This window comes from Ideonella sp., assembly GCF_041914305.1.
In the GTDB taxonomy this organism is placed as follows: Bacteria; Pseudomonadota; Gammaproteobacteria; order Burkholderiales; family Burkholderiaceae_C; genus Ideonella.
In genome coordinates, this window is record NZ_JAYSDQ010000016.1 from 24,738 (window position 1) to 46,937 (window position 22,200).

Genomic DNA, 22,200 nt, shown 5'->3' on the forward strand with positions numbered 1-22,200 from the left:
CCGCGTCTACTTGGCCATCGCGTGGTCGGCTTCGCGCTCGGCCGGTTCTTCCAGCCGAACGAGCGGGTTGCTGGGCTGCGCCGCGGCGCGGGTCATCAGCGCCTTCCACTGCAGCAGCCATCCCCTCACCGTCTGCTCATCGAACAGATCGCGTGCGAAGTAGCAGGCCACGGTCAGGCCCTCTTCGCTTTCCCACATGTTGACTTCGAGATCGAAGAAGAGATGCGAACGCGGCGGCACCTGCAGCTCGGTCTGCAGCCCTTTCCATTGCATCTGCGGCGCGTCGTTCAGGTTGAGCAGCACCGACACGATCGGCAGGCAGCCGGGCTCGCGTGGTGGCTGCAGCGCCTGGATCAGCTCGCCACAGGTATAGCCCTCGTGCGCGCGCGCCTGCAGCAGCGTGTGCTTCACATCGCCCAACAGGTCGACGAACGGCGCGGCGTCGTCCACGTCAGCCCGGATCGGCACCACGGCGCTCGAGTGCCCGATCAGGCGCTCGCAGCCGGCGAATGGCTGCAGATCGGCCGCCAACTGCCCTGCCACCGGCACGCCGACGATGATGCGGCGCTGCCCCGTAACCTGCCGCAGCCAGGCGATGGTGGCGGCCAGCAGAAAGTGAAAGAGCGTGGCGCTCGAGGCCGCGCTGGCCGCACGGATGGGTTCGCAGATAGCCCGGTCGATCGTCAATTCGACCGTCCCGGCGCGGTACGAGCGCTGAACAGGGCGTGGCCCCTTGCACGGCAGCGCCACCGACGCGGGCGCATCCGAGAAGGCTCGGGTCCAATACTGCTCGGCATCGTGGTGGGCCCGGCGGGTGTCGGCGCCGTGGTACCAGGCCACGTAGTCTCGATACTGCATCGCGGCGGGCGGCGGCTCGAGACGCTCGGCGCCCACCCGGGCCGAATAGAGCCGGCCCAGCTCCATCACCACCACGTGCGTGGACCAGCCGTCGATCACCACGTGGTGGAACGTCAGCTGCAGCACATGGTCTTGCGCGCCCAGCCGAACGAGCTGCACCCTCATCAGGGGCCCGTCGGTGAGCTTGAACGGTGTCTCACGCCGCTGATCGGCGAGCGCTGCCAGCCGCAATGCCTGTTCATCGCCCGGCTCGGCCGACAGGTCGATGATCGGCAGCGGCTGCACCCGCCAGGGGTGGACGCGCTGCCGTTGGCCGTCGACCGAGATGGTGGTGCGCAGCGCGTCGTTCAGGTCCACCAACTCCTGGACGGACGCTTCGAGCGCCCCGACATCGAGCGGGCCGCGCAGCCGAAGGTCGACCAGCTGGTTGTAGGCCAGCGTCGCCCCGAGCTTCGACGCGAACCAGATCTCCCGCTGCCCCGCCGTCGTCGGCAACTCGATCTCGCCTGTCTGTGCCACCAGCGGCGCCGTCGCCGCAGGCGGGGCGGGCGCGGGCTCGTCGGGCGCGATGGTGACAGTGCGCTCAGGCGGCAAGGCGTGGTCGAGGTGGTCCACCACCATCTCGACATTGGCGAGCTGGCTCATGAGCTGCGCAAACGTCACCTTCACGCCAAACGCCTTCTGGATCGCGAAAGCCACCTGGGTCAGCGACAGCGAATTGAAGCCCTGCTCCAGGAAGGTCGCCGAGGTGCTGATCTGCGCGCGCTCGCGGCCGGATATCGGCACCAGGATGTCGACCAGGCGCGCGCTCAGGCGGGCAGCGCGGTCGTCGGCCGCGCTCAGTGGCGCGTGGGGCGATGGCGCGTCGTCGGGTGGCGCATCCGCCGGCTCGGCACCGGCATGGCCGACACCCATTGCGGCGCCCTGCGCGGCGGCCACGCTGACCGGCGCGGGGTCGACCCAGTAGCGCTGCCGCTCGAAGGCGTAGGTCGGCAAGGGCACCTGGCGGCGGTCTTCGTGGACGGCGAAGGCCTCCCACTCGATGGACACGCCGTTCTGCCACAGCGACCCCAGCGCAAAGAGCCAGGCCGCCCACTCGGCATGGTCGGCCTGCGAATCGGCCAGCGACGGCACCGCCACGCCCGGCCGGTCCGCCGCGAAGTGCTGGCGGACCAGCGACGACAGTGTCGAGCGCGGCCCGCATTCCAAGAAGAGGTCGTGTTGCTGGTCCAGCAGGCAGCGCACCGCCTTCGAGAAGTTGACCGTGGCGCGCGCATGGTTGGCCCAGTAGCCGGGATCGGTGGCCTGCGCCGCCGTCATCGGCTCGCCGGTCACGGTCGACACGATCGGCCGCGCCGGCGGGCGCAGCCGCACCTGGGCCACGGCGGCGCGAAGCGGCTCCAGCATCGGGTCCATCATTGCGGAGTGGAAGGCGTGCGAGGTGTGCAGCAGCCGGCAGACCACGCCCTGCCCTTCGAGCATTTGCTTCAGCTCGTTCACGCTCGCCTCGGGCCCGGCCACCACGCACAGCGAGGGGCTGTTCACCGAGGCGATCTGTAGCGACGCCGGCAGCAGCGGCTCGACCGCGCCGGCAGCCAGGTTGACCGCGAGCATCGCGCCGCGCGGCAGGCCCTGCATCAGCCGACCACGCAGCGCGATGATCTTGAGCGCATCGTCCAGGTCCCACACGTCGGCCAGGGTGGCGGCCACGAACTCGCCGATGCTGTGGCCCACCATCACGGCCGGCTGCACGCCCAGGCTCTGCCACAGCCGGGCGAGCGCGTACTCAATGACGAAGATCGAGGGCTGGGTGTAGTAGGTGTCCTGCAGCGATCGGCGTGCCGTCTCTTCGTCGTCGCTGCGCGGGTAGAGCAGCTCACGCAGGTCGCGCCCAAGGTGCGGCTTCAGCCGCTCGCAGCAGTCGTCGACCACCGCGCGGAACAGCGGCTCGCCTTGGTACAGGTCGAGCCCCATGTTGACGTACTGGGTGCCCTGCCCGCCGAACATGAACACCACCGGCGGGTCGCGCCGCTCGCAGCGCCGGCTGCCGCAGCGCAAGGGGTTGGGCTTGCGCAGCAGGCACGCGGCCTCCTGTGCGTCTGCGGCGACCACGAATCGGCGCTGGGCCATCTGCCGGCGCCCCGACTGCAGGGTGTGGGCCGCGTCAGCCAGCGGCAGGCCCGGCGTGTGTTCGAGGTGGTCTGCCAGCAGCTGCGATTGGGCGTCCAATGCCGCGGGGGATCGTGCCGACAGCGGCAGCAGCTGCAGCGGGCGCGACGCGCCACTCTGTCGCGCCACGCCCGCCTCTTCGAGGATCATGTGCACGTTGGTGCCGCCGAAACCGAACGCACTGACCGCGGTGCGGCGCGGCTCGGCGCCGCGCGGGAACGGGATCAGGCGGTCTGCGATGACGAAGGGCCCGTTCGAGAAATCGATCTTCGGGTTGGGTGTCTTGAAGTGCAGCGTCGGGGGGATCTGCTCGCGGTGCAGCACCATCGCGGCCTTGATCAGGCCTGCGACGCCCGCAGCGTTCGTCGGGTGGCCGATGTGGCCCTTGATCGAGCCGACATGGCAGAACTGCTTCTTGTCGGTCTTCGATTCGAAGACCTGGCGCAAGGCTTCTATCTCGATCGGGTCGCCCACCGGCGTGCCGGTGCCGTGCGCCTCGATGTAGCGAATGGTCTCGACCGGCACGCCAGCGCGCGCCTGGGCGATCGCGATAGCCTCGGCTTGGCCTTCGACGCTCGGCGCGAGGAACGACGCGGGGCGCCCGCCGTTGTTGTTCTTGCCGCTGCCCACCAGCACCGCGTAGACCGTGTCGCCCTCGGCCAGCGCGTCTTCCAGGCGCTTGAGCACCACGATGCCGGCGCCGTCGCAGAACATCGTGCCGGTCGCATCGGCATCGAACGGCCGGCAGTGGCCGTCACGGGCGAAGGTGCCGCCCTCTTGGTAGAGAAAGCCGCTGCGCTGTGGCACCGTGATGTCGACACCGCCGGCCAGCGCCACATCGCACTCGTAGTCGAGCAAGGCCCGGTACGCCTGGTCGACCGCCAGCAGCGTGGTCGAACACGCCGTGTTGAGGCTCACCGCCGGGCCGCGCAGGTCCAGCAGGTAGGCCGTGCGCAGCGCGACGTAGTCTTTCTGGTTGCCGTATTCGACCGCCAGCTTCCCGGCCATGGCCATCAGGTCGGGATGGGTCAGCAGGTTCGTCGTGTAGTAGTGGTTGTCGCCGATGCCGGCGTACACGCCGATGAGCCCCTTGTAGCGCTCGGGGTCGACACCGGCGTTTTCGAGCGCCTGCTGGGCCAGCTCCAGGAAGACGCGCTGTTGCGGGTCCATCACCTTGGCCTCCAGCGGGCCGATGCCGAAGAACGCCGCGTCGAATCGGTCCGCGCCTTCGATCAGCCCGCGGGCGCGCACGTAGTCGGGGTCGTTGCGCAGTTGCGGGTCGATGCCCGGCCCGAGCTCTTCAGGGGCGAAGAACGAGATCGATTCGACACCGTTGCACAGATTGCGCCACAGCTCGTCGAGGTTTTCTGCACCCGGAAACCGGCCCACCATGCCGACGATCGCCACGGCATGGCGCGGCCGCTCGCCCGGGGCCGCGCCGGTGCGCCACTGTTGCGCCCGGCGTTCAGCGCCTTCGTGCAACGGTGCGCTGGTTTCGCGCCCTTCGAGATAGTGCGCCAGCTGCGCGATGGTCGGGTATTGAAAGGCCTTGACGGGCGGGATGTCTGCCCCGAAGCGAGCCCGATACAAGCTCACCATGCGCAGCACCACCAGCGATGTGCCGCCGAGATCGAAGAAGCTGTCGTCGATGCCGCCCTTGTCCACATGCAGAAGCTCGCACCACAGAGCCGCCAGTTGCCGCTCGACGGCCGTGCGCGGGGCGATGTAGGCCTGCGCCAGGTGCGGCCTGGCCTGCAGCGGCGCCGGCAGCGCCTTGCGATCGATCTTGCCGTTGGGTGTCAGGGGCAGGCTGTCGACCGGCTGGAACAGCGACGGCACCATGTAGTCGGCCAAGGTCTGCCTGAGCCGCTGGCGCAGGGCGTCGGCCGTCAACTCGACACCGCTGCCGGTGCCCGTGTAGTAGGCCACCAGGCGCTTCTCGCCAGGGCTGTCTTCTCGCAGCACGACCACCGCCTGCCGGATGCCGTCGATGCGCGCGAGCGCGGCTTCGATCTCGCCGAGTTCGACGCGAAAGCCACGGATCTTGACCTGGTCGTCGATGCGCCCCAGGCACTCGAGGTTCCCGTCGGGCCGAAAGCGCGCGAGGTCGCCGGTGCAGTAGAGCCTGGCACCCGGCTTGAACGGATGGGCGATGAACTTCTCGGCGCTCAGCGCGGGCCGGTTGAAATAGCCCGACGACAGCCCTGCCCCGCCGATCAGCAACTCGCCCGTGCCACCGGGCGGTACCGGCTGCCGTTGAGCGTCCAGCACGAGAACCTCGGTGTTCGCAATCGGCCGGCCGATGTGGATGTCGCGTGCGTTGGTGACGCGGCAGCAGGTCGACCACACGGTGGTTTCGGTCGGGCCGTACATGTTCCACAGCTCGACGCCGCGCGCGAGCAGTTGCTCGGCCAGGTCTTCGGGCAAGGCTTCGCCGCCGACCAGGGCCTTGAACGGTGACGCACCGTCCCAGCCTGCGTCCAGCAACAAACGCCAGGTGACCGGCGTGGCCTGCATGACGGTGGCGCCGTGCGTGCTCAGCAGCGCTCGCAGCGCACGGCCGTCCATCGCATCGTTGCGGCTGGCCATGACCACGGTGGCCCCCACCGTGAGCGGCAGCTGCAACTCCAGCACCGCGATGTCGAACGACAAGGTGGTGACGGCCACCAGCACGTCGTCTCGCGTCAAGCCCGGTTCACGGGCCATGCTCACCAGAAAATTGACCACCGCGCCGTGCGGCACGACCACGCCCTTGGGCTGGCCGGTGGAGCCCGAGGTGTAGATCACATAGGCGGGGTCGTCGGCGCACCCCATGGCAGCGTTTTCGGCGGCGTTTGCCGTGAGCCGGGTCGCTGGTGCGTCGTCGATGCGGGGCGCATCGGCATCGAGCAACAGCTGCCGCTCGCGCGGCAGGCCGAACGTGCCCGCCAGCGCGGCCGTGGACACGAGCAGCGTGAGCTGCGCATCCTGCGCCATGAAGCTCAGCCGCTCGCGCGGGAACGAGGGGTCGAGCGGCACGTAAGCCGCCCCGGCCTTGAGAACGCCGAGCACCACGGCGAGCAGGTTCGCGTCTCGCTCGAGGCACACGCCCACCCGGTGCCCGCGCCCAACGCCGCGTTCGCGCAAGGCCGCGGCCAGGCGCTCGGCGCGCGTGTCCAACTCGGCATACGAGAGCGTCTGGGCCCCGGCCACGAGTGCCGTTCGCTGCGGCGTGCGTCGGGCTTGCGCCTCGAACAGTTCTTGGATCAATGTGATCGCATCGGCCATGGCATCCCTCGCCCATTGGGGTGTTGTGGCGAAGCATGTTTTCATGCCCCCACCGGGGCAGCCTTGTCCTTGGACAACAAACCTGCGAACGCCGCGGGCCCTGGTTGGCCAGGTGTTGCTCAGGGTCAAACGCACCGGCGAGCAGACGGTCGAACATCGAGCCAGCCTGGCGTTGACCAGCGCCGATTCGGAGCGACACATGACCCTCACCACCTATGGCACGAAGATCGACCTGCGCGACATCCCGCCGCGCGACCACCCCAGCCTCGTGCTGAATACCTACCGCCTGCTGAAGGCGGGGCAATCGATGGAACTGATCCACGACCAGGATCCCCGTCCGCTTTACTTCCAGCTCCAGGAACACGAACCGGGCGGCTTCCGCTGGAATTGCGTGGAAGAGTCTTTCTCTGTCTGGCGCGTGCGCGTGCTGTGCCCGTCGCTGGCCTGAGGTCCCTGCGCGAGGCGCGGTGATCGACATGCCGATGAGCGACACGCTGCGGCAGAATCTGAAACTGCGCAGCGACAAGCCGGCGGGCTGACGAACGTCAGCCCCCCACCGATGCGGCTGCCGCAGCGAATTCAATGTCGTTGGCACGGGAGCCCATCATGCTCAGACCACTGACCTTCTCGATGCTCGCCGCGGCGCTGCTGGCCTGGCAGCCCGCGCCGGCCGCGGCAGCAGACACCTACCTGGCCCACGAGACGTCGCTGTTCGCCGGCCCGTCACCCGATCTGCCGCAGGTCACCACGCTGCCTGCGGGTGCCGACGTCTCGGTGCAAGGCTGCCTGGACGACTTCACCTGGTGCGACGTGGCCGCCCAGCGCGGCCGCGGCTGGGTCTATGCCGACAACATCGCCCGCCGCCCGGACGGCGCGAGCGTGAGCGTGCGCCGCACCGGCATCGAGGTCATCGGCTTCGACCTGCTGGCCTACTGGGCCCAGAACTACACCGACCAGCCGTGGTACGAAGAACGCGAGCGCTGGGCGCGCGCGCCGCGGGTCAATCGCCAGCGCTGGCCTCAGTTCCCCGGCCAACCGCCCATCAACCCTCAGCCGCCCCCACCGCCGCCACCGCCGAAGCAGCCCACGCAACCGGTGATGCCGCAGCCGCGGCCTTGAGCGCTCGGCACCACTAACGCGGCATCAACGCCACGAACGCGACGATGGCCAGCAGCGACAGCGCCGCTGCCGCCCCAAAAGCCGCTGCCGGCGCCACGGCCCACAGCAGGCCGGCCAGCAGCGAGGCCGGCAGGTACAGCACGCCGGTCACGAAGCCGAAGACGCCGATCGCGGTGGCGCGGCGCTCGGGTTCGAGGTCGGCGATGAAGGCCTTGCCTTGTGATTCGTCGATGGCGTAGAAGATGCCGTAGACGGCGAACAGCGCCGCCAGTGCCCATCGTTCGGTGATGAAGGCCGCGCCGAGGTTGATCAGCCCATACAGCGTGTAGCCGAGCAAGATGATGCGCGCGCGGCCGACCCGGTCGCCCAGCAGCCCCGCGAACGGCGCCACGACGACGCAGGTGGTGTTGAACAGCGCATACAGCAGCACGATCTCGGCCACGCCAAAGCCCAGCTCGTGTGCGCGCAGCAACAAGAAGCCGAGCGAAAAATACGCCAGCGCGAACAAGGCCGACGGCAGCAGAAAGCGTTTGAATCGTGGGCTCAGCAGGGCCCACGCGGCCAGCGGGCTCTCGCGGCCGTGCTGCACGGCCGGCCGCTCGCCGATCAGCGCCAGGACCACCAGGCTGGCCAGTGCCGGCACGAAAGCCACCCAGAACAAGGTGCGGTAGGTCGACGCCGATTCACCCAGCGATTGCAGCAGGCCATATGCCACCAGCGGGCCGACGACGGCGCCGGCTTTGTCCAGCGCCTTGTGCACGCCGAACGAGTAGCCCCGCGAGGCCGGCGGTGCGATCGAGCTCAGCCATGCGTCGCGCGGCGGCCCGCGAAAGCCCTTGCCCAGGCGCTCGACCACGCGAAACACCGCCAGGCCGGTGATCGCGCTCGACACCAGCAGGATCGACTTGGCCAGCGTCGAAAAACCATAGCCCGCGATCACCAAGGCCTTGCGCCGGCCGCTGCGGTCCGACAACCAGCCCGCCAGCAGGTTGAGCGACGAGCTCGACAGATCGGCCAGCCCTTCGACCAGACCCAGCAGCGCGCTCGAAGCGCCCGCGATCGTCGTGAAGAAGACGGCGAAGACCGCGAAGATCATCTCTGAGCTCACGTCGACCAGAAAGCTGACGAGGCCGAGCTTCAGGACGTCCGGATGCAGCCGGCGTGCATCGGCTGCGGGTGTGTCGCGCCCCTGCTGCGGCTCGGTCATGCTGCGCTCCCTGTCATGGCGCTGCGACTGTACCGAAGGGGGCTGCGCCGTCGGCGGCGGTGACCATCGAGCCGATCAAGCGCGCGATATTCGATGCAGTGAACACGGAATCCGCAGACTTCGTCAGCCGGTGTCTTCCCCCAGGCGCGAAAGCGCAGTCAGAATCGCCGCTCACCGTGTGCGCAACGACCTCGAATGCCAAGAACCTCACCCGATCGAGCTGCTGAAGTGCTGGAACTGGCGCAGCAGCATTTCGAACAGGGGCGGTTGATCGCGACGATCGAACTGCTGGCGCCCCTGGCCGGCGGCGGGCTGCCTGCCCCGTTGGTGGCGAAGGTCGAGCACCTGCGCTGCGTCTCGGCCTACCGCCTGGGCCAGCTCGACGTCAGCCTGCAGAGCACGCGTGCCTTCCTCAAGCGGGTGGACCCGGGCATCGAGTCCACGCTCGAGCAGCGGTTTGCGGTGCTGGCCGTGGCGGTGGTGGCCGCGGGCGAGCTGGCTCAGTACGAGCAGAGCCTGGAGCACCTCACCGAGCTGCTGGGCCTGGCTTCCAGGCTGGGTGGGCTGGCGCACTATGTTCGCGCCCGCGGCACCGCGGCGTCGGCCTTCTTTCTGCTGGGCGACCCGTGGGCGGCGCAGCGCATCTTGTCGGCGCTGACCAGCGAATTCGACCGCGAGCATGACGAGCTGCGCCTGGAAACCACCATGCGCTGCAACCATGCCTCGCTGTGCCTGCAAGTGGCGCGCATGGCGCGCGATGCCGACGACCCCGATGCATCGCAGCAATCGCTGCAAGACGCCCAGGCCAGCCTGGACCGCGCCGTGCTGGCCGCCCAACGGCTGCAGGACCTGCGGCTGGTCACCTTCGTCCAGCTGCACCAGATCGAGCTGAGCCTGCTGCAAGGTCGGCACGAATCGGCATGGGCCCACCTCGACAAGGCCACCGTCAACGCCCGGGCCGCCGGCTTGAACGCGCACTGGCGCCACCTCGAGCTGCTGCGCGCCGAGTTGCTGCTCGGCCGTGGGGCCGGCCTGGCGGCGCTGGACGTCCTCGACGGGCTGCGCCGCACCGAGACCCCGGGCCATGAGCTCAGCGAACGCCTGCTGTTGCGCGAACTCGAGTTTCGCGCGCTGCAGGCGCTCGGCCGCGACGCCGCGGCGCTCAAGGCCAGGGTCGCATTCGACCAGCTGCACGCCTACCGCGCGTTCCGCCAGGCGCGTGCGCAGTCTGCGCTGATGCGCAAGCGGCTGGAGCTTGAGCACCTGTTCCAGCGCAGCTCTGGCCACAAGGCCTTCGGCCCCGTGAAGTCACCAGGCCCCAAGCTGGCGGCATCGCCCGCGCTCGCGCCCGCGCCCACGCCCACGCCCACGCCCACGCAGGCGCCTGGCGGCCCGGCCGTGGCCACCCGTCGCCGCGCACCGCGGCCTGTGCCCATCAGCCAGCCTTGACCCCACCTGGCATGCAGGTCATGCCAGGCGTAGTAGCCTCCCGCTTCGCCCACGGGAGACCCGCATGCCGCCTCGCCTGACGTCGCAGGATTTCGACCAGGAACTGCTCATCCTCTTCGATGCCTATGTGCATGGAGACGTGGATCGCCGCGGCTTCCTGGACCAGGCCAGGCGCTTCGCCAAGGCCGGGGTCACGGCCGCGGGGTTGCTCGCGGCGCTGAGCCCCGATTTCGCCGCCGGCCAGCAGGTGCCGCCCGGCGATGCCCGGCTGAAGGCAGAGCGGGTCTCGGTGCCTTCGCCAAAGGGCAACGGCCAGATTCGCGGCTACCTGGTGCGGCCCGCCGCGGCCGGCAGCGCGAAGCTGCCGATGGTGCTCGTCATTCATGAGAACCGCGGCCTAAACCCGCACATCGAAGACATCGCCCGCCGCCTCGCGCTGGACGGCTTCATGGCCTTCGCGCCCGATGCGTTGACGCCGCTGGGCGGCTACCCGGGCGACGAAGACAAGGCGCGCGCCGCCTTCGCCACGCTCGACCAGGCCAAGACGCGCGAAGACTTTCTGGCGGCCGTGGCGTGGTTGCGCGGCCGGCCCGACGGCAACGGCAAGCTCGGTGCGGTCGGCTTCTGTTATGGCGGCGGCATCGTGCATTGGCTGGCCACCCAGCTGCCCGACCTCGCGGCCGCCGTGCCCTTCTACGGCAACACGCCGGCGCCCGACCAGGCGGCCCAGGTGAAGGCGCCGCTGCTGGTGCACCTGGCAGCCGTCGATGAGCGCATCAACGAAGCCTGGCCGGCTTACGAGAAAGCGCTCAAGGCGGCCGGCGTGAAGCTCGAGGTCTACCAATACGCCGGCACGCAGCACGGCTTCAACAACGACACCACCCCGCGCTACGACGCCGCCGCCGCACGCCAGGCTTGGGACCGCACGGTGGCGTTCTTCAAGCGCCAATTGGCTTGACGATACCGCCAGGCCTTACCAGGTGTTGCGCAGCTCGCGCAGCTTGGTGAACACGGTCTTCGCGTCGGGCGCTTCGGGCAGCTCGGGGAACTGCTCACGCAGGTGGGCGATGACGCTCGGGCTGCTCAGGCGCATGAAGGTGTTGAACTGCTTTTCTTCGCCCAGCGTGGTGACGCGCGCGCTGGCGGCGTCGTGCCCGGCCACCTCGGGCAGCAGCGACTGCGCCGCGGCGTTGTCGGGCTCGCGGGCCAGCGTGAACCGCAGGTTGTTCTCGATGTAGTCGTGGCCGGGGTAGACGCGCGTGTCGTCGGGCAGCTTGGCAATCTGGTCGGCGAACGTGGCGTACATCGCCTCGACGTTGCCGCCGTTGTGGCAGTTGCCGGCACCGGCATTGAACAAGGTGTCGCCCGAGAACAGCGCAGGCTGGTCGCCATGGGCGCGCAGGCAGATGTGGCACATCGTGTGGCCCGGCGTGTCCAGGCATTCGAGCTCGACCGTCTTGCCGACCTTGATCACGTCACCGGCTTTCACGCCTCGGTCCACCCCGGGGATGCGCCCACCGGCCAGGTGGTGCGCGATCACCTTGGCGCCGGTGGCGGCCACCACCGCGGCGTTGCCACCGGTGTGGTCGTGGTGCTCGTGGGTGTTCAGGATCTGCGTGATTTGCCAGCCCCGCACCCGCGCCGCGTTCAGGCACTTCTCGTGGTCCAGCGGGTCGATCGCCAGGGCTTCGCCGCTCTCGGGGCAGGCGATCAGGTAGTTGTAGTTGCGGAAGGCGTTGCCGGTCCAGATGCGCTCGACGATCATCACGGGCTTTCGAATAGGTTGGAGGGTGGCTGGTTCAGCCAGGCGCCGATGATGCCCGCGAACGGGGCCACGCGTGCAAGTAGGCGATAGGTGGGCGATTGGCCGGCGAGCTGCTACGCAGGCGGCGCCAGCAGCGAGCCGGCCAGCTGGCCCACCGTCTTGATCGCCTGGTCGACGCGCTTGTCCGCAGCATGGCCACAGTTCAGGCGCAGGCAATGGCCGAAGCGGCGGCCGGCCGAAAAGATCTGCCCCGGCGCGAGGCTGATGCTGTGCGACAGCGCCAGCCGGTGCAGCTGCCAGGCGTCGATCGACGGCGGCAGCTCGATCCACAGAAAGTAGCCGCCCTCAGGCCGGGTGACGCGCGTGCCTTTCGGGAAGTGCTTTTCCACCGCGCGCAGCGCCCGTGCCTGGCTGCCGGCCAGTGCCTGGCGCAGCTGCCGCAGGTGGCGGTCGTAACCGCCTTGCTGCAGGTAGCCGGTGATCGCCTCTTGCGACGGCACCGGTGCCGACAGCGAGGTCATCAGCTTCAGGCGCTCGACCGCCTGCGCATGCCGGCCGGCCGCCACCCAGCCGACCCGGTAGCCCGGCGCCAGGCACTTCGAAAACGAGCCGCAGTGCATCACCGCGCCGAGGCGGTCAAACGCCTTGGCCGGTGGCGGCTGGTGGCGCCCGAAATACAGCTCGCCGTAGACATCGTCTTCGATCAGCGGGATCTCGCGCGCCGCCAGCATCGCCACCAAATCGCGTTTGGCCTGCTCGGGCATCAGGCAGCCCAGCGGGTTCTGGAAGTTGGGCATGAACCAGCAGGCTTTGACGCGGTGGCGCGCCAGCACGGCCTGCAACGCGCCCAGGTCCACCCCATGGCGCGGGTGCGTGGCCACCTCCACCGCCCGCAGGTTCAATCGCTCCAGCGCCTGCAGCGCGGCGTAGAAGGTGGGCGACTCGATGGCCACCACGTCGCCGGGCTGGGTGACCGCTTGCAGGCTCAGGTTCAGCGCCTCCATCGCGCCATTGGTGATGACGATCTCGTTCGGGTCGACCTTCATCCCCTGCACCGCGTAGCGCAGCGCGATCTGCCGCCGCAGGTCAGCGTTGCCGGGGCCGAGGTCTTCGACGATGCGCTTCGGGTCCATCCGCCGCATGCCGGCGGCCAGCGTGCGCGCCAGTCGCGGCAGCGGGAACAACTCAGGCCCCGGAAAGGCCGAGCCCAGCGGCACCAGCTCGCGCTGGCGCATCGCGCCCAGCACCTCGAACACCAGCTCGCTGATCGCCACCTTGGTCGACCCCGCCGGTGGTTGAGACGGCGCAGGCTCGGCCGGCGCGGCCTTGCTGGCAACGCTGGCGGCACAGACGTAATAGCCCGAGCGCGGCCGGGCCTGGATCAGGCCGCGCGCCTCGAGCAGGTAGTAGGCCTGGAACACCGTCGACGGGCTGATCTGCCGCTGGGTGCTGGCCTGCCGCACCGAGGGCAGCCGGTCACCTGGGCGCAGCGTCTGCTGCCCGATCAGGTCGGCGATCTCGTCGGCATAGCGTTCGTAGCGCGTCATCGGTGGCGGTGGCAACTGATCTGGTGACTGATCTGATTTTGCGCACTGTACTGAGTGGGCTGCTCCACCAGGGCATTGGCGGGTGTCAATGCATCTGATCTGGTCGTTTTTTCGAGTTCTGAGCCTTTTCGATGGGCATGGCGTGAGGCACAGTCTGGCTTGTCCATGATTGCTGCGATGCGCACCACGCGCCGTTTCCTGCCCTCGCCTGTTGCCCAACGCAGCGCCCGCGCCGCCACGTTGGCCGTGCTCTGCCTCGCCGCCGCCCCCGTGTGGGCGGGCGACGCGCCGGCCGAGCGCCAGGTGCCCGACACGCTGCAGCAGCGCCTGCTGGCCTGCACCGCCTGCCACGGCAAAGACGGGCGCGCCACCAACCAGGGTTACTTCCCGCGCATCGCCGGCAAACCGGCGGGTTACCTCTACAACCAGCTGCTCGGTTTTCGTGACGGGCGGCGCCACTACGCCGGCATGACGAGCATGGTCGAGCACATGTCGGACGACTACCTGCGCCGCATTGCCGACCACTTCGCCGCACTCGATCTGCCCTACCCCGGCCCGCAGACCACCGCGGCGCCGGCCGCGCTGCTGGCCGCCGGCGAACGCCTGGTGCGCCAGGGCGATGGCGCCCGGCAGCTGCCCGCCTGCGTCAAATGCCATGGCGCCGCGATGACCGGCACGCTGCCCGCCACGCCGGGCCTGCTGGGCTTGCCGCGCGACTACCTCGTGGCGCAGCTCGGGGCCTGGCGCAGCGGCTCGCGCCACGCCGCCGAGCCAGATTGCATGGCCCGCATCGCGCAAGCCCTCGGCCCCGACGACATCGCCGCGGTGTCGACCTGGTTGTCTGCGCAGCCCTTGCCGGCCAACCCGAAAGCCGTGACGGCCAGCGCCGAGCCGTTGCCCTCGCCTTTGCCACCGTCGTTGCGCTGCGGGAGCGTGCCCCCATGACGCGGCGTGTCGTGCTCAAGCGCGTGGCGCTGATCGGGCTCGCGTTGGCCGCCTTGGCCGCCATCGTCATCGGCCGCAACCTGCGCGACGAGGCCACTGTGCCCGAGCCTGCCGCGCCGCTGGCGATCACGCCGCAGCTGGTCGAGCGCGGCGCCTATCTGGCGCGCGCCGGCAACTGCGCCGCCTGCCACACCGCCCGCGGCGGGGCTGCCTACGCCGGCGGGCGCGGCATCGAGACGCCGTTCGGCGTGGTCTACGCCGGCAACCTGACGCCCGAGGCCGACACCGGCATCGGCCGCTGGACGGCGGGTGACTTCTGGCGCGCGCTGCACAACGGCCGCTCGAAAGACGGCCACTTGCTGGCGCCGGCGTTCCCCTACCCGAGCTACACCCAGGTCAGCCGCGACGACGCCGACGCCATCTACGCCTACCTGCGCACCGTGGCGCCGGTGCGCCAGGCCAACCGGCCGCATGCGCTGCGCTTTCCCTACAACACGCAGGCCGCGCTGGCCGTGTGGCGCGCGCTGTTTTTCGAGCCCGGCAGCTTTCAGCCGCAGCCAGGCAAGACGGCAGAGTGGAACCGCGGCGCCTACCTGGCCAAGGGCCTGGGCCACTGCGTGGCTTGCCACTCGCCGCGCAATGCATTCGGCGCGATCGCCGACGGGTTCGAGTTCCGCGGTGGCCTGATCCCGATGCAGAACTGGTATGCGCCGTCGCTGGCCTCGCCGCAAGAGGCCGGCGTGGCTGATTGGCCAACGCCACAGGTGGTGGGCTTGTTGAAGACCGGCGTCTCGCCGCGCGGCTCGGTGATGGGGCCGATGGCCGACGTGGTCTACCGCAGCACCCAGCACCTGAGCGACGCCGACCTGCAGGCGATGGCCGTGTTTCTGAAAGACCTGCCGCAGCACGACACGGCCCCGCGCGAGGCCGACCATTCGGCCGACCATTCGGCCGACGACGCGCTGCTGCCGCAAGGCGCCAAGCTGTACGACAAGCACTGCGCCTCGTGCCATGGCGACCAGGGCCAGGGCGCCAGCGGCGCCTACCCGCCGCTGGCCGGCAACCGCATGGTCACGATGAACGACCCGACCAACCTGGTGCGCGTGGTCGTGGGCGGTGGCTTCCCGCCCACCACCGCCGGCAACCCCAGCCCCTACGGCATGCCGCCGTTCGGCCCGCTGCTCGGCAACGACGACATCGCGGCGGTGATCAGCCACATCCGCAACGCCTGGGGCCACCATGCGCCGACGGTGTCGCCGCAAGACGTGGTGCGCGCCCGCTGAGCGTGGCCCGCTCGGCGCCCCGCGCCGTTGCGCATAGGATGACGCGCTGTCAATCTGCCGGGAGTCTTCATGCACGCATGGCGAGCCTTCGTCGCGGCCACACGTACGGCCACACGCACGGTCATGCAACTGTGCGGCATCGCGCTGGCCGGTGGGGTTGTGGCCAGCTGTGCCCAGGCCGAGGGGCTGGAGCGCGGCGACCTGGTCATGTTCGCGCCGGCCCAGGCGGCGGTCACCAGCCCGGGCCAGTGGACGGTGTTCATCCAGGGCCGCGTGTTCGAATCGCCGGCCGGCAAGCCAGGCCGCCAGGCGCTGATCGACGCCTTGGCGCCGGTATTGGGGGCCGACCGAGCGAACCCGATCTACCGCGAACGGGCGGGCCAGTTGGTGTCCGACAGCGCCGGCGGCACCGAGGTCTCGGTGCTGCTCGCCGGCCGGGTGTTCGACGCCGCGCCGTCTGACGCGGCGGGTGTCTTCTCGCTCGACGTGGCGCTGACCGACGACGAGATCGCGCGCGCGTCGCGCCAAGGTGTCGTCCCGTTCGAAACGCTGCCCACGCGGCGCAACCCGCAGCGCTTCCAGGGCCAGGCGGTGCTGGTGCCGCCGCAGGGGCTGACCGTGGTCACCGACATGGACGACACGATCAAGGAAACGAACGTCAACGACCGCACCGAGGCCAAGGCCAACACCTTCGTGCGGCCGTTCAGGCCGGTGGCCGGCATGCCGGCGCTGTACCGCGCGTGGCAGGCCGCGTCCGGCGGGCAGATCCACTTTCACCTCGTGTCGGCCGGCCCGTGGCAACTGCACGCGCCGTTGCGGCGTTTCACCGAAGAAGCGGGCTTCCCGGCCTTCACCTGGGACATGCGCTCGATCGACATCACCGACCCGCGCCGGCTGATCGACGAAACCGTGCACGCCGATCCGGCCCGGCTGTTCGACTTCAAGGTGGCCCGGATCCGCGCACTGATGGCCCGTTGGCCGGCGCGGCACGTGGTGCTCGTCGGCGACTCGGGCGAGCGCGACCCCGAGGTCTACGCCACCATCGCGTCCGAGTTTGCAGACCGGGTCGACGCGGTGTTCATCCGCAACGTGACCGGTGAGCCCTCCACTGCGCCGCGCTACACCAGGCTGTTCGCCGACGCCAGCACCGCCGCCAAGCTGACGGTGTTCACCGACCCCGCCCAGTTGCCGCGCCGGTTAGCGGCACGCTGAAGCGACCCGGGTATCAAGGCTTTCGCGGCTTGCCGGCGGCCGGTGCGGAGGATGCGGCGGATGCGGACGCCGATGCTGCGTCGGGCTTGGCCGCGGCGGGCGCCGCGCTGCCAGCTTGCGCGGCCTTGGCGGCGGCGGCGTCGTCGCCCGCGGTGCGCTTCACGCCGATCAGTTTCAGGTGCCGCTCCTGGGCGATGTCGCCCAGCTCGGCGTAGACGCTGGCCAGGTCGAGCGGCGAAGGCGAGAGCAGGCGGATCGCGATGCGCTCCACGTCGGCCACCGCGGTGCGGTTGGTCTGCCACTTCATCTGGAAATCGCCCGACGACGACAGCGCCGCGAGGATCGCGCTCAGCGAGGCCATGGCTGCGGCGAGGTCTTTCTTCAGCGAAGCGCGCTGGGGCCAGGCTTCGAGCTTCAGCACCAGGGCGGCCAGCAGGCCGAGCGCCGAGGCCCCGAGCACGCAGCCGTTGTAGACACCGCTCCACAGGCGCGCCACGTCGCGGTACTCGTCGAACATCGTCACCGCCAGCTTGGCAGCGCCCTGGCGCGGCTCGGCCATGCTCTGGGCGTCGACGCGCAGCTTCTCGATCGCCGCGCTGTCGGACGCATGCCAACCGAAGCCGTTGAGCTTGACCACCGCCACGCCGGCCAGCACCAGCAAGGCGATCAGCAGGATCAGCACCCACGGTGAGCGGCGCGGCGGTGGGGTCTGGGTGGCGCTGGGCGCCGGCGTGTCGGTGCTCATTCGGGTCCTTTGGGTCAGGTTTCGTTCGAAGGTCGCGAAGGGCCGCACGCCATCATGCGCCGCACCCGGGCCGCGGGTCATCCCAACCCCGGTGGATTCGACCGCCGGTCGCCCCGCCTGTTGCGTGTTGGCGACCACAGTGACACCATCGACCCACCGTGATCGGCCGTGCGCCGGGCGGCAATGGCCCATCGGCGCGACGCTTCAAGATGTTGGAGGCCAGATGAACACGGACATGCCCCCTCTGCGTGCTCTGCGCGCTTCTCGCATCGTGCCCGGCCGCCGGCTCGGCCAGGCCATCCGCGCGCTGGCCCGCGCGGCCCCCTGCGCCCTGCTCATCGCCGCCGCGGGCCTGTGCCATGCGGCGCCGCCGGCGCCGGTGGACGTGACGATCTATGCCGACGACGGCTATCCGCCCTACTCGTATGGCGAAGACGGCAAGGCGCGCGGCATCTACGCTGAGATCCTGAACAAGGCCTTCGAGCAGATGCCGCAGTACCGGGTGACGGTGGTGCCGGTGCCCTGGAAGCGCGGGCTTCGGCTGCTCGAGAGCGGCCAGGGCTTCGCGCTGTACCCGCCCTACTTCAGGCCCGACGAGCGGCCGTACATCAAGTATTCAGAGCCGATCCTCGACGAGCAGGTCGTCGTCTTCTGCAACCGGCTCACCACGTCCAACCGCAACCTCAAGACCTGGCCGGACGACTATGTCGGCCTGACGATCGGCACCAACGCCGGCTTCCTGCTCGGCGGCAAAGAGTTCGACCGTTATGTGGCCGCAGGGCGGATCACTCGAGACTCCAGCACGTCCAGCCACGGCAGCGTGCTGAAGATGCTCTCGGGCCGCAACGACTGCTACATCAACGACCGGCTGGCCATCCGCTGGGAGGTGGACCAGATCCGCCGCCACGGTGAAGTCGAGGCCCAGCGGATCGCCATCGTCGAGACCAACCGCCTCTATTCTGAAAAAGGCCACCTGGGCTTCACCGACCGCGACGACGGCCGCTTCGAGTTCAAGAACAACTTCATGCAGGACCTGAACGCGGCGATCATCCGAATGAAGAACGACGGCGAGATCGACCGCGCGGTCGAGCGCTTTCTCAACGCCTTGCGCTGAGTCCCTCGAGCCTTGAGTGGGCTGGCCTTCTACTGGAACCGCACCCACCCCGACGGCAAGGTGCTGGCCAACCGCGCGCGGCTGGTCGGCCTGCGCCGCGCGCCCTGATCGCCCGCGCCGGGCCCGCCGCGGCGATGCTCAGCGTGCTCGGGCGGCCCTGGCCGGCTTGCCGGGCTTGGCGGCGGCGCCGCGCTGGGGCGACGCCGGTGGGGCCTCTTCGCCATCCAGCCCGCTGGGCGTGTAGCTGGCGCCGTGCTGCGCCAAGTAGTCGCGGATCAGCTGCCGCACCACCTGCGACGGCGTGAGGTCGAGCTGCGAACACAGGCGCTCGAAGGCTGCCTTCTTGTTCGGATCGATCAGCAGCGTCAACCGCGCGGTCTTGAGCTCCATGGATCCCTCGGTGTGCAGAGTCAGGTGATGTGGGCGGCCGATGCTAACTGAGCAGCCGTGGCCGACGATTGCGCCGTGTGAGCGCTTCAGTCTGGCCGTGAAGATTTCATCGCGCCGCGGATCAACGCGAAGGCGCTTGCCAACTGCGCGCTGGCGGCGGGGTCGAGCGGTGCCGATGCCGCGCCGGCGCTGATCTGCTTCAACGCGTGGCCCTTGCAGGCAAAGACGATGCTGTTGCTCAGCTCGCCGTCGTCCACCAGCAGCACCGCACCATCGAAGCTGCGCCGGATGCGCTCGACGAACGCGTCGCGCTGGCGATGGCCATAGTGCAGGTTCACCACCAGGATCCCGTCGGGCTGCAGCATCTCGTGGCAGTCGTCGTAGAAGCGCTGTGAGCACAGGCGCGGCGGCTGGCCGTCGGTGTCGTACGCGTCGACCATCAACACGTCGGGCCGGGTCACCCGGTGGCGCACGAACTGGGCGCCATCGGTGCGTATCACGCGAAATCGGTCATCGTCGGGCGGCACGTGGAACTCGTCGCGCAGCGCGATGACGTGCGGGTTGATCTCGGCCACCTCGATCGAGGTTTGCGGCAGGTAGCGGTAGCAGAACTTGGCCAGCGAGCCCCGCCCAAACCGATCATCACGATCTGCCGCGGCTTCGGGTGAAACAGCAGAAAACCCATCATCGTCTGCGTGTATTCCAGGTCCAGCGCGTCGGGGTCGCGCAGCTTCATGCGGCTCTGGATCGCGCTGATCGAGAAATGCAGCGCTTTGGAGGTCAGGCTCTCGTAGACGAACGGCCTGACGTGGTCGGCGGAATCGAGGCTCTCGGGCATGGCTGGATGCGACTGCTGGCACCGCGCCAAGCGGCGCCGTGCATTGGGTTCAGATGATACTCGTATGTTAATGCAAGTGACATGATTGTGCACTGTCGGCCGCCCTGGGCCGCCGGCCGCGGCGCGCTTGACAAAGCGCAAGCCCGTCCGGACGAGGCTCGTTCAAGCTGACCCTCATGAACGAGCCCCATCATTTCCAGCAGTTGCTGCGGGCCGCCCGCGGCATGACGCAACCGCAGCGCCTGCTGTTCGTCTTCACCACCGCCGGCCTGCCTGACGACGCCAACCCCGAGCAGCGCGCCCGCCACATCGCCGGCGCGGGCGGCACCTTGACGCCGCTGATGTGCGTCGACAAGGCGCCCGAGGACCTGACGGATTTCGCCGCCCTGGTGGCCGAATCGCGCGTGGCCGGCCCGCCGTGGGACGTGGTGTTCGTGGCCGCGCTCGACGGCGGCGGCGGCCAGCCGGCGTCCGATGCCGCGATCGACACCGCCCTTGAATCGATGGTGGCCGCGGTGCGAAACGGCAGCGTGGGCCACCTCGCCGCCTACGACAGCCTGGGCCGCACGCTGGCCTTCGAATAGCGCGCGCCAGGCGTTGCGTTGGCCACTTTGCAAGCCTGCAGGTCTTGGCTGCGAATACGCCGCTCATGACACCGCGCGTTGGTGTCGACGACGCAGGCAACCGCGTCACCCGGGGCCGCGCGAGTATTCGCGCCGCGCCAAAGCGTGAACGGGTGCACGCCCCGGTGGCACGGCCCACGCCGCGTCAGCCCGATGACATGTTGGGCCGTCAACCTGTCGGGTGGCGGCACCATCGACCTGCCCCGCGCTGCGCGCGGCATACCCTGGAGACGGGCTGACATGAAGAACCTGGTTTTGCGCGCCGTGGCGGCCGCCCTGGACGGCGTGGAGATTGCCTTCTGCGCCTTCGACCGGCTCGACCGGGCGCTGGCCTGGAACAGCACCTTCCTCGACTTCTTTCCCGAGCACCGGGGCCAGGTCCACGTCGGCGAGCCTTATGCCGACAACCTGCGCCGCTTCTACATGCAGCGCCTGGACGCTGCCGAGCTGCCGCTGCTGCAGCGCTACATCGACGAAGGCATTGCTCGGCACCGCTCGCAATGCCGCCCCTACGAGTTCGACCACCGCGGCGCGCGGGTGCGCGTGTCGTCGGTCGAGATGGGGGCGTTCGGCCGCATCCGCGTCTGGCGCCGGCTGTCCGCCACCAGCCCCGGCGCGGCAACGGGCAAGCCAGATACCACCGCCCCGCTGGGCGCGCTGCCGATCGAATCCCTCGCCGACGGTGTGCTGCTGGTCGATGCCAGCGACCACATCGTCGCGGCCAACCCGGCTTTTCTGTCGCTGTACCGCATCGAGAGCGCGGCCGACATCACCGGCCAGTCGTTCGAGCAGATCTACCGCCGCGCCTGGGCGGGCCAGGTGCCGGGCCCCGACTACCGCAAGAGCCTGGACCTGCTGAAAGACAACCAGCGCTTCAGTGGCGCGCCCTACGAGCTGGCATTGCCCGGCAGCCGTTGGGTGCGCATCATCGAGCAGCGCGGCGTGGCCGGCGCCGGGCGCGGCTGCTTCGTGCACGTGGACATCACCAACCTGAAGCGGCAAGAGCAGGCGCTGCGCCAGGCTGAGGCCAGCGCCCGCCACCACCAGGCGCTCTACCGGTTGCTGGCCGAATCGTCACGCGATGTCACGCTGGCAGTGGCTGAGGGCGAGATCACCTACGCCTCGCCGTCGATCCTGGCGGTGCTGGGCTGGCAGCCCCATGAACAGGTCGGCCGCCCGGTGCTCGACCTGTTCGACGCTGACGACGCCGGCAGCGCCCACATCGGCAGCCGCAGTGCCCGTGGGTCGATGCTGGGCGACCAGCGTGTGCGCGTGCGCTGCATCGACGGCAGCTACCTGTGGATGGAAGCCCGCACCCAACCGGCACCGGCGCTGGACGAGACGTTCAGCCGGTCCACGGTCGTCATCAACCTGCGAAGCCTGGCGGCGCGCGGCGCCGAGCCCGGCCACGGCGAGCAGCCGACCGCGCCTTCGCAGCCACGCCTGCCCCACTAGCCATCACGGTCGCTGGCCGGCACAACGGGCCGCGCCGCGCGGTCTGAGCCTGCACCGCCGCACAGCCCCCTGGTTTGCTCAATCGGGTATGCCGCCACTTGCCCGCTGGCGCCTTTGAAGAGATCATCGGCGCCCATCGAAGTGGCGTGGCAACAAACACTCTGTCTTGCGTCGTCGGCTCCCCCGGGTCGGCGAGCGAGCAAACAAGGAGCCT

At 69.5% G+C, this 22,200-nt stretch carries 18 protein-coding genes; 10 read left to right on the forward strand and 8 right to left on the reverse strand.

Annotation, left to right across the window (positions count from 1 at the left end; translation table 11 throughout):
• Positions 1 to 6 precede the first annotated feature (6 nt).
• Positions 7 to 6,294 carry an amino acid adenylation domain-containing protein gene (locus ACE3SG_RS20180; RefSeq protein ID WP_374567988.1) on the reverse strand — a complete coding sequence of 2,096 codons (6,288 nt, stop codon included), beginning with the start codon at positions 6,292 to 6,294 and terminating at the stop codon, positions 7 to 9.
• 199 nt (positions 6,295 to 6,493) lie between these two features.
• Between ACE3SG_RS20180 and ACE3SG_RS20185 the strand changes: the two genes are divergently transcribed.
• On the forward strand, positions 6,494 to 6,742 hold the full coding sequence (locus ACE3SG_RS20185) for a DUF2249 domain-containing protein (RefSeq protein ID WP_374567989.1): 249 nt from the start codon (positions 6,494 to 6,496) through the stop codon (positions 6,740 to 6,742).
• Positions 6,743 to 6,900: 158 nt separating this feature from the next.
• Positions 6,901 to 7,413 (forward strand): SH3 domain-containing protein, encoded by a 513-nt coding sequence (locus ACE3SG_RS20190; RefSeq protein ID WP_374567990.1) that lies wholly within the window; start codon positions 6,901 to 6,903, stop codon positions 7,411 to 7,413.
• 13 nt (positions 7,414 to 7,426) lie between these two features.
• Here ACE3SG_RS20190 and ACE3SG_RS20195 read toward each other — a convergent pair whose 3' ends face one another.
• The gene (locus ACE3SG_RS20195; protein WP_374567991.1) at positions 7,427 to 8,620 is read right to left on the reverse strand and encodes an MFS transporter; all 1,194 of its coding nucleotides are present in this window, start codon (positions 8,618 to 8,620) and stop codon (positions 7,427 to 7,429) included.
• Positions 8,621 to 8,815: 195 nt separating this feature from the next.
• Between ACE3SG_RS20195 and ACE3SG_RS20200 the strand changes: the two genes are divergently transcribed.
• Together ACE3SG_RS20200 and ACE3SG_RS20205 are read left to right on the forward strand one after the other, a co-directional pair.
• Positions 8,816 to 10,069 carry a hypothetical protein gene (locus ACE3SG_RS20200; protein ID WP_374567992.1) on the forward strand — a complete coding sequence of 418 codons (1,254 nt, stop codon included), beginning with the start codon at positions 8,816 to 8,818 and terminating at the stop codon, positions 10,067 to 10,069.
• A gap of 64 nt (positions 10,070 to 10,133) precedes the next feature.
• Positions 10,134 to 11,027 (forward strand): dienelactone hydrolase family protein, encoded by an 894-nt coding sequence (locus ACE3SG_RS20205; protein WP_374567993.1) that lies wholly within the window; start codon positions 10,134 to 10,136, stop codon positions 11,025 to 11,027.
• A gap of 15 nt (positions 11,028 to 11,042) precedes the next feature.
• Here ACE3SG_RS20205 and ACE3SG_RS20210 read toward each other — a convergent pair whose 3' ends face one another.
• Both ACE3SG_RS20210 and ACE3SG_RS20215 read right to left on the reverse strand, forming a co-directional pair.
• Complete coding sequence (locus ACE3SG_RS20210; RefSeq protein ID WP_374568124.1) at positions 11,043 to 11,834, reverse strand: hydroxyacylglutathione hydrolase; 792 nt, start codon at positions 11,832 to 11,834, stop codon at positions 11,043 to 11,045.
• 113 nt (positions 11,835 to 11,947) lie between these two features.
• Complete coding sequence (locus ACE3SG_RS20215; RefSeq protein ID WP_374567994.1) at positions 11,948 to 13,381, reverse strand: PLP-dependent aminotransferase family protein; 1,434 nt, start codon at positions 13,379 to 13,381, stop codon at positions 11,948 to 11,950.
• Between the two features lie 177 nt (positions 13,382 to 13,558).
• Between ACE3SG_RS20215 and ACE3SG_RS20220 the strand changes: the two genes are divergently transcribed.
• From ACE3SG_RS20220 to ACE3SG_RS20230, 3 genes are all read left to right on the forward strand, one after another.
• Positions 13,559 to 14,326, forward strand: a complete 768-nt coding sequence (locus tag ACE3SG_RS20220) for a cytochrome c (protein WP_374567995.1) — start codon at positions 13,559 to 13,561, stop codon at positions 14,324 to 14,326.
• Complete coding sequence (locus tag ACE3SG_RS20225) at positions 14,323 to 15,609, forward strand: cytochrome c (RefSeq protein WP_374567996.1); 1,287 nt, start codon at positions 14,323 to 14,325, stop codon at positions 15,607 to 15,609. The genes ACE3SG_RS20220 and ACE3SG_RS20225 overlap by 4 nt, the downstream gene beginning before the upstream one ends.
• Before the next feature lie 69 nt (positions 15,610 to 15,678).
• Complete coding sequence (locus ACE3SG_RS20230) at positions 15,679 to 16,821, forward strand: App1 family protein (protein WP_374567997.1); 1,143 nt, start codon at positions 15,679 to 15,681, stop codon at positions 16,819 to 16,821.
• A 13-nt stretch (positions 16,822 to 16,834) separates the two neighbouring features.
• Here the strand turns inward: ACE3SG_RS20230 and ACE3SG_RS20235 are convergent, their stop codons facing one another.
• Positions 16,835 to 17,566, reverse strand: coding sequence for a hypothetical protein (locus ACE3SG_RS20235; protein ID WP_374567998.1), 732 nt, complete (start codon positions 17,564 to 17,566; stop codon positions 16,835 to 16,837).
• A gap of 235 nt (positions 17,567 to 17,801) precedes the next feature.
• Between ACE3SG_RS20235 and ACE3SG_RS20240 the strand changes: the two genes are divergently transcribed.
• Positions 17,802 to 18,680 carry a substrate-binding periplasmic protein gene (locus tag ACE3SG_RS20240; RefSeq protein WP_374567999.1) on the forward strand — a complete coding sequence of 293 codons (879 nt, stop codon included), beginning with the start codon at positions 17,802 to 17,804 and terminating at the stop codon, positions 18,678 to 18,680.
• 138 nt (positions 18,681 to 18,818) lie between these two features.
• Here the strand turns inward: ACE3SG_RS20240 and ACE3SG_RS20245 are convergent, their stop codons facing one another.
• From ACE3SG_RS20245 to ACE3SG_RS20255, 3 genes are all read right to left on the reverse strand, one after another.
• The gene (locus ACE3SG_RS20245) at positions 18,819 to 19,070 is read right to left on the reverse strand and encodes a CopG family transcriptional regulator (protein ID WP_374568000.1); all 252 of its coding nucleotides are present in this window, start codon (positions 19,068 to 19,070) and stop codon (positions 18,819 to 18,821) included.
• An 86-nt stretch (positions 19,071 to 19,156) separates the two neighbouring features.
• Positions 19,157 to 19,645 carry a hypothetical protein gene (locus ACE3SG_RS20250; protein ID WP_374568001.1) on the reverse strand — a complete coding sequence of 163 codons (489 nt, stop codon included), beginning with the start codon at positions 19,643 to 19,645 and terminating at the stop codon, positions 19,157 to 19,159.
• Complete coding sequence (locus tag ACE3SG_RS20255; RefSeq protein ID WP_374568002.1) at positions 19,567 to 19,908, reverse strand: hypothetical protein; 342 nt, start codon at positions 19,906 to 19,908, stop codon at positions 19,567 to 19,569. Before ACE3SG_RS20255 ends, ACE3SG_RS20250 begins: the two co-directional genes overlap by 79 nt.
• A 176-nt stretch (positions 19,909 to 20,084) precedes the next feature.
• On the opposite strand from ACE3SG_RS20255, the gene ACE3SG_RS20260 reads away from it, so the two are divergent.
• Positions 20,085 to 20,492, forward strand: coding sequence for a ribonucleotide reductase subunit alpha (locus ACE3SG_RS20260; RefSeq protein WP_374568003.1), 408 nt, complete (start codon positions 20,085 to 20,087; stop codon positions 20,490 to 20,492).
• A 279-nt stretch (positions 20,493 to 20,771) separates the two neighbouring features.
• Positions 20,772 to 21,986: a PAS domain-containing protein gene (locus tag ACE3SG_RS20265; RefSeq protein WP_374568004.1), complete on the forward strand. Its 1,215-nt coding sequence runs from the start codon at positions 20,772 to 20,774 to the stop codon at positions 21,984 to 21,986.
• The last annotated feature ends 214 nt before the right edge of the window (positions 21,987 to 22,200 follow it).

Coding starts and splice junctions, on each gene's coding strand:
- ACE3SG_RS20265 (WP_374568004.1), top strand. CDS start 20,772: ATGAAGAACCTGGTTTTGCGCGCCGTGGCGGCCGCCCTGGACGGCGTG.
- ACE3SG_RS20260 (WP_374568003.1), top strand. CDS start 20,085: ATGAACGAGCCCCATCATTTCCAGCAGTTGCTGCGGGCCGCCCGCGGC.
- ACE3SG_RS20210 (WP_374568124.1), bottom strand. CDS start 11,834: ATGATCGTCGAGCGCATCTGGACCGGCAACGCCTTCCGCAACTACAAC.
- ACE3SG_RS20185 (WP_374567989.1), top strand. CDS start 6,494: ATGACCCTCACCACCTATGGCACGAAGATCGACCTGCGCGACATCCCG.
- ACE3SG_RS20225 (WP_374567996.1), top strand. CDS start 14,323: ATGACGCGGCGTGTCGTGCTCAAGCGCGTGGCGCTGATCGGGCTCGCG.
- ACE3SG_RS20215 (WP_374567994.1), bottom strand. CDS start 13,381: ATGACGCGCTACGAACGCTATGCCGACGAGATCGCCGACCTGATCGGG.
- ACE3SG_RS20205 (WP_374567993.1), top strand. CDS start 10,134: ATGCCGCCTCGCCTGACGTCGCAGGATTTCGACCAGGAACTGCTCATC.
- ACE3SG_RS20255 (WP_374568002.1), bottom strand. CDS start 19,908: ATGCCCGAGAGCCTCGATTCCGCCGACCACGTCAGGCCGTTCGTCTAC.
- ACE3SG_RS20180 (WP_374567988.1), bottom strand. CDS start 6,294: ATGGCCGATGCGATCACATTGATCCAAGAACTGTTCGAGGCGCAAGCC.
- ACE3SG_RS20220 (WP_374567995.1), top strand. CDS start 13,559: ATGCGCACCACGCGCCGTTTCCTGCCCTCGCCTGTTGCCCAACGCAGC.
- ACE3SG_RS20235 (WP_374567998.1), bottom strand. CDS start 17,566: ATGAGCACCGACACGCCGGCGCCCAGCGCCACCCAGACCCCACCGCCG.
- ACE3SG_RS20195 (WP_374567991.1), bottom strand. CDS start 8,620: ATGACCGAGCCGCAGCAGGGGCGCGACACACCCGCAGCCGATGCACGC.
- ACE3SG_RS20190 (WP_374567990.1), top strand. CDS start 6,901: ATGCTCAGACCACTGACCTTCTCGATGCTCGCCGCGGCGCTGCTGGCC.
- ACE3SG_RS20240 (WP_374567999.1), top strand. CDS start 17,802: ATGCCCCCTCTGCGTGCTCTGCGCGCTTCTCGCATCGTGCCCGGCCGC.
- ACE3SG_RS20200 (WP_374567992.1), top strand. CDS start 8,816: ATGCCAAGAACCTCACCCGATCGAGCTGCTGAAGTGCTGGAACTGGCG.
- ACE3SG_RS20245 (WP_374568000.1), bottom strand. CDS start 19,070: ATGGAGCTCAAGACCGCGCGGTTGACGCTGCTGATCGATCCGAACAAG.
- ACE3SG_RS20230 (WP_374567997.1), top strand. CDS start 15,679: ATGCACGCATGGCGAGCCTTCGTCGCGGCCACACGTACGGCCACACGC.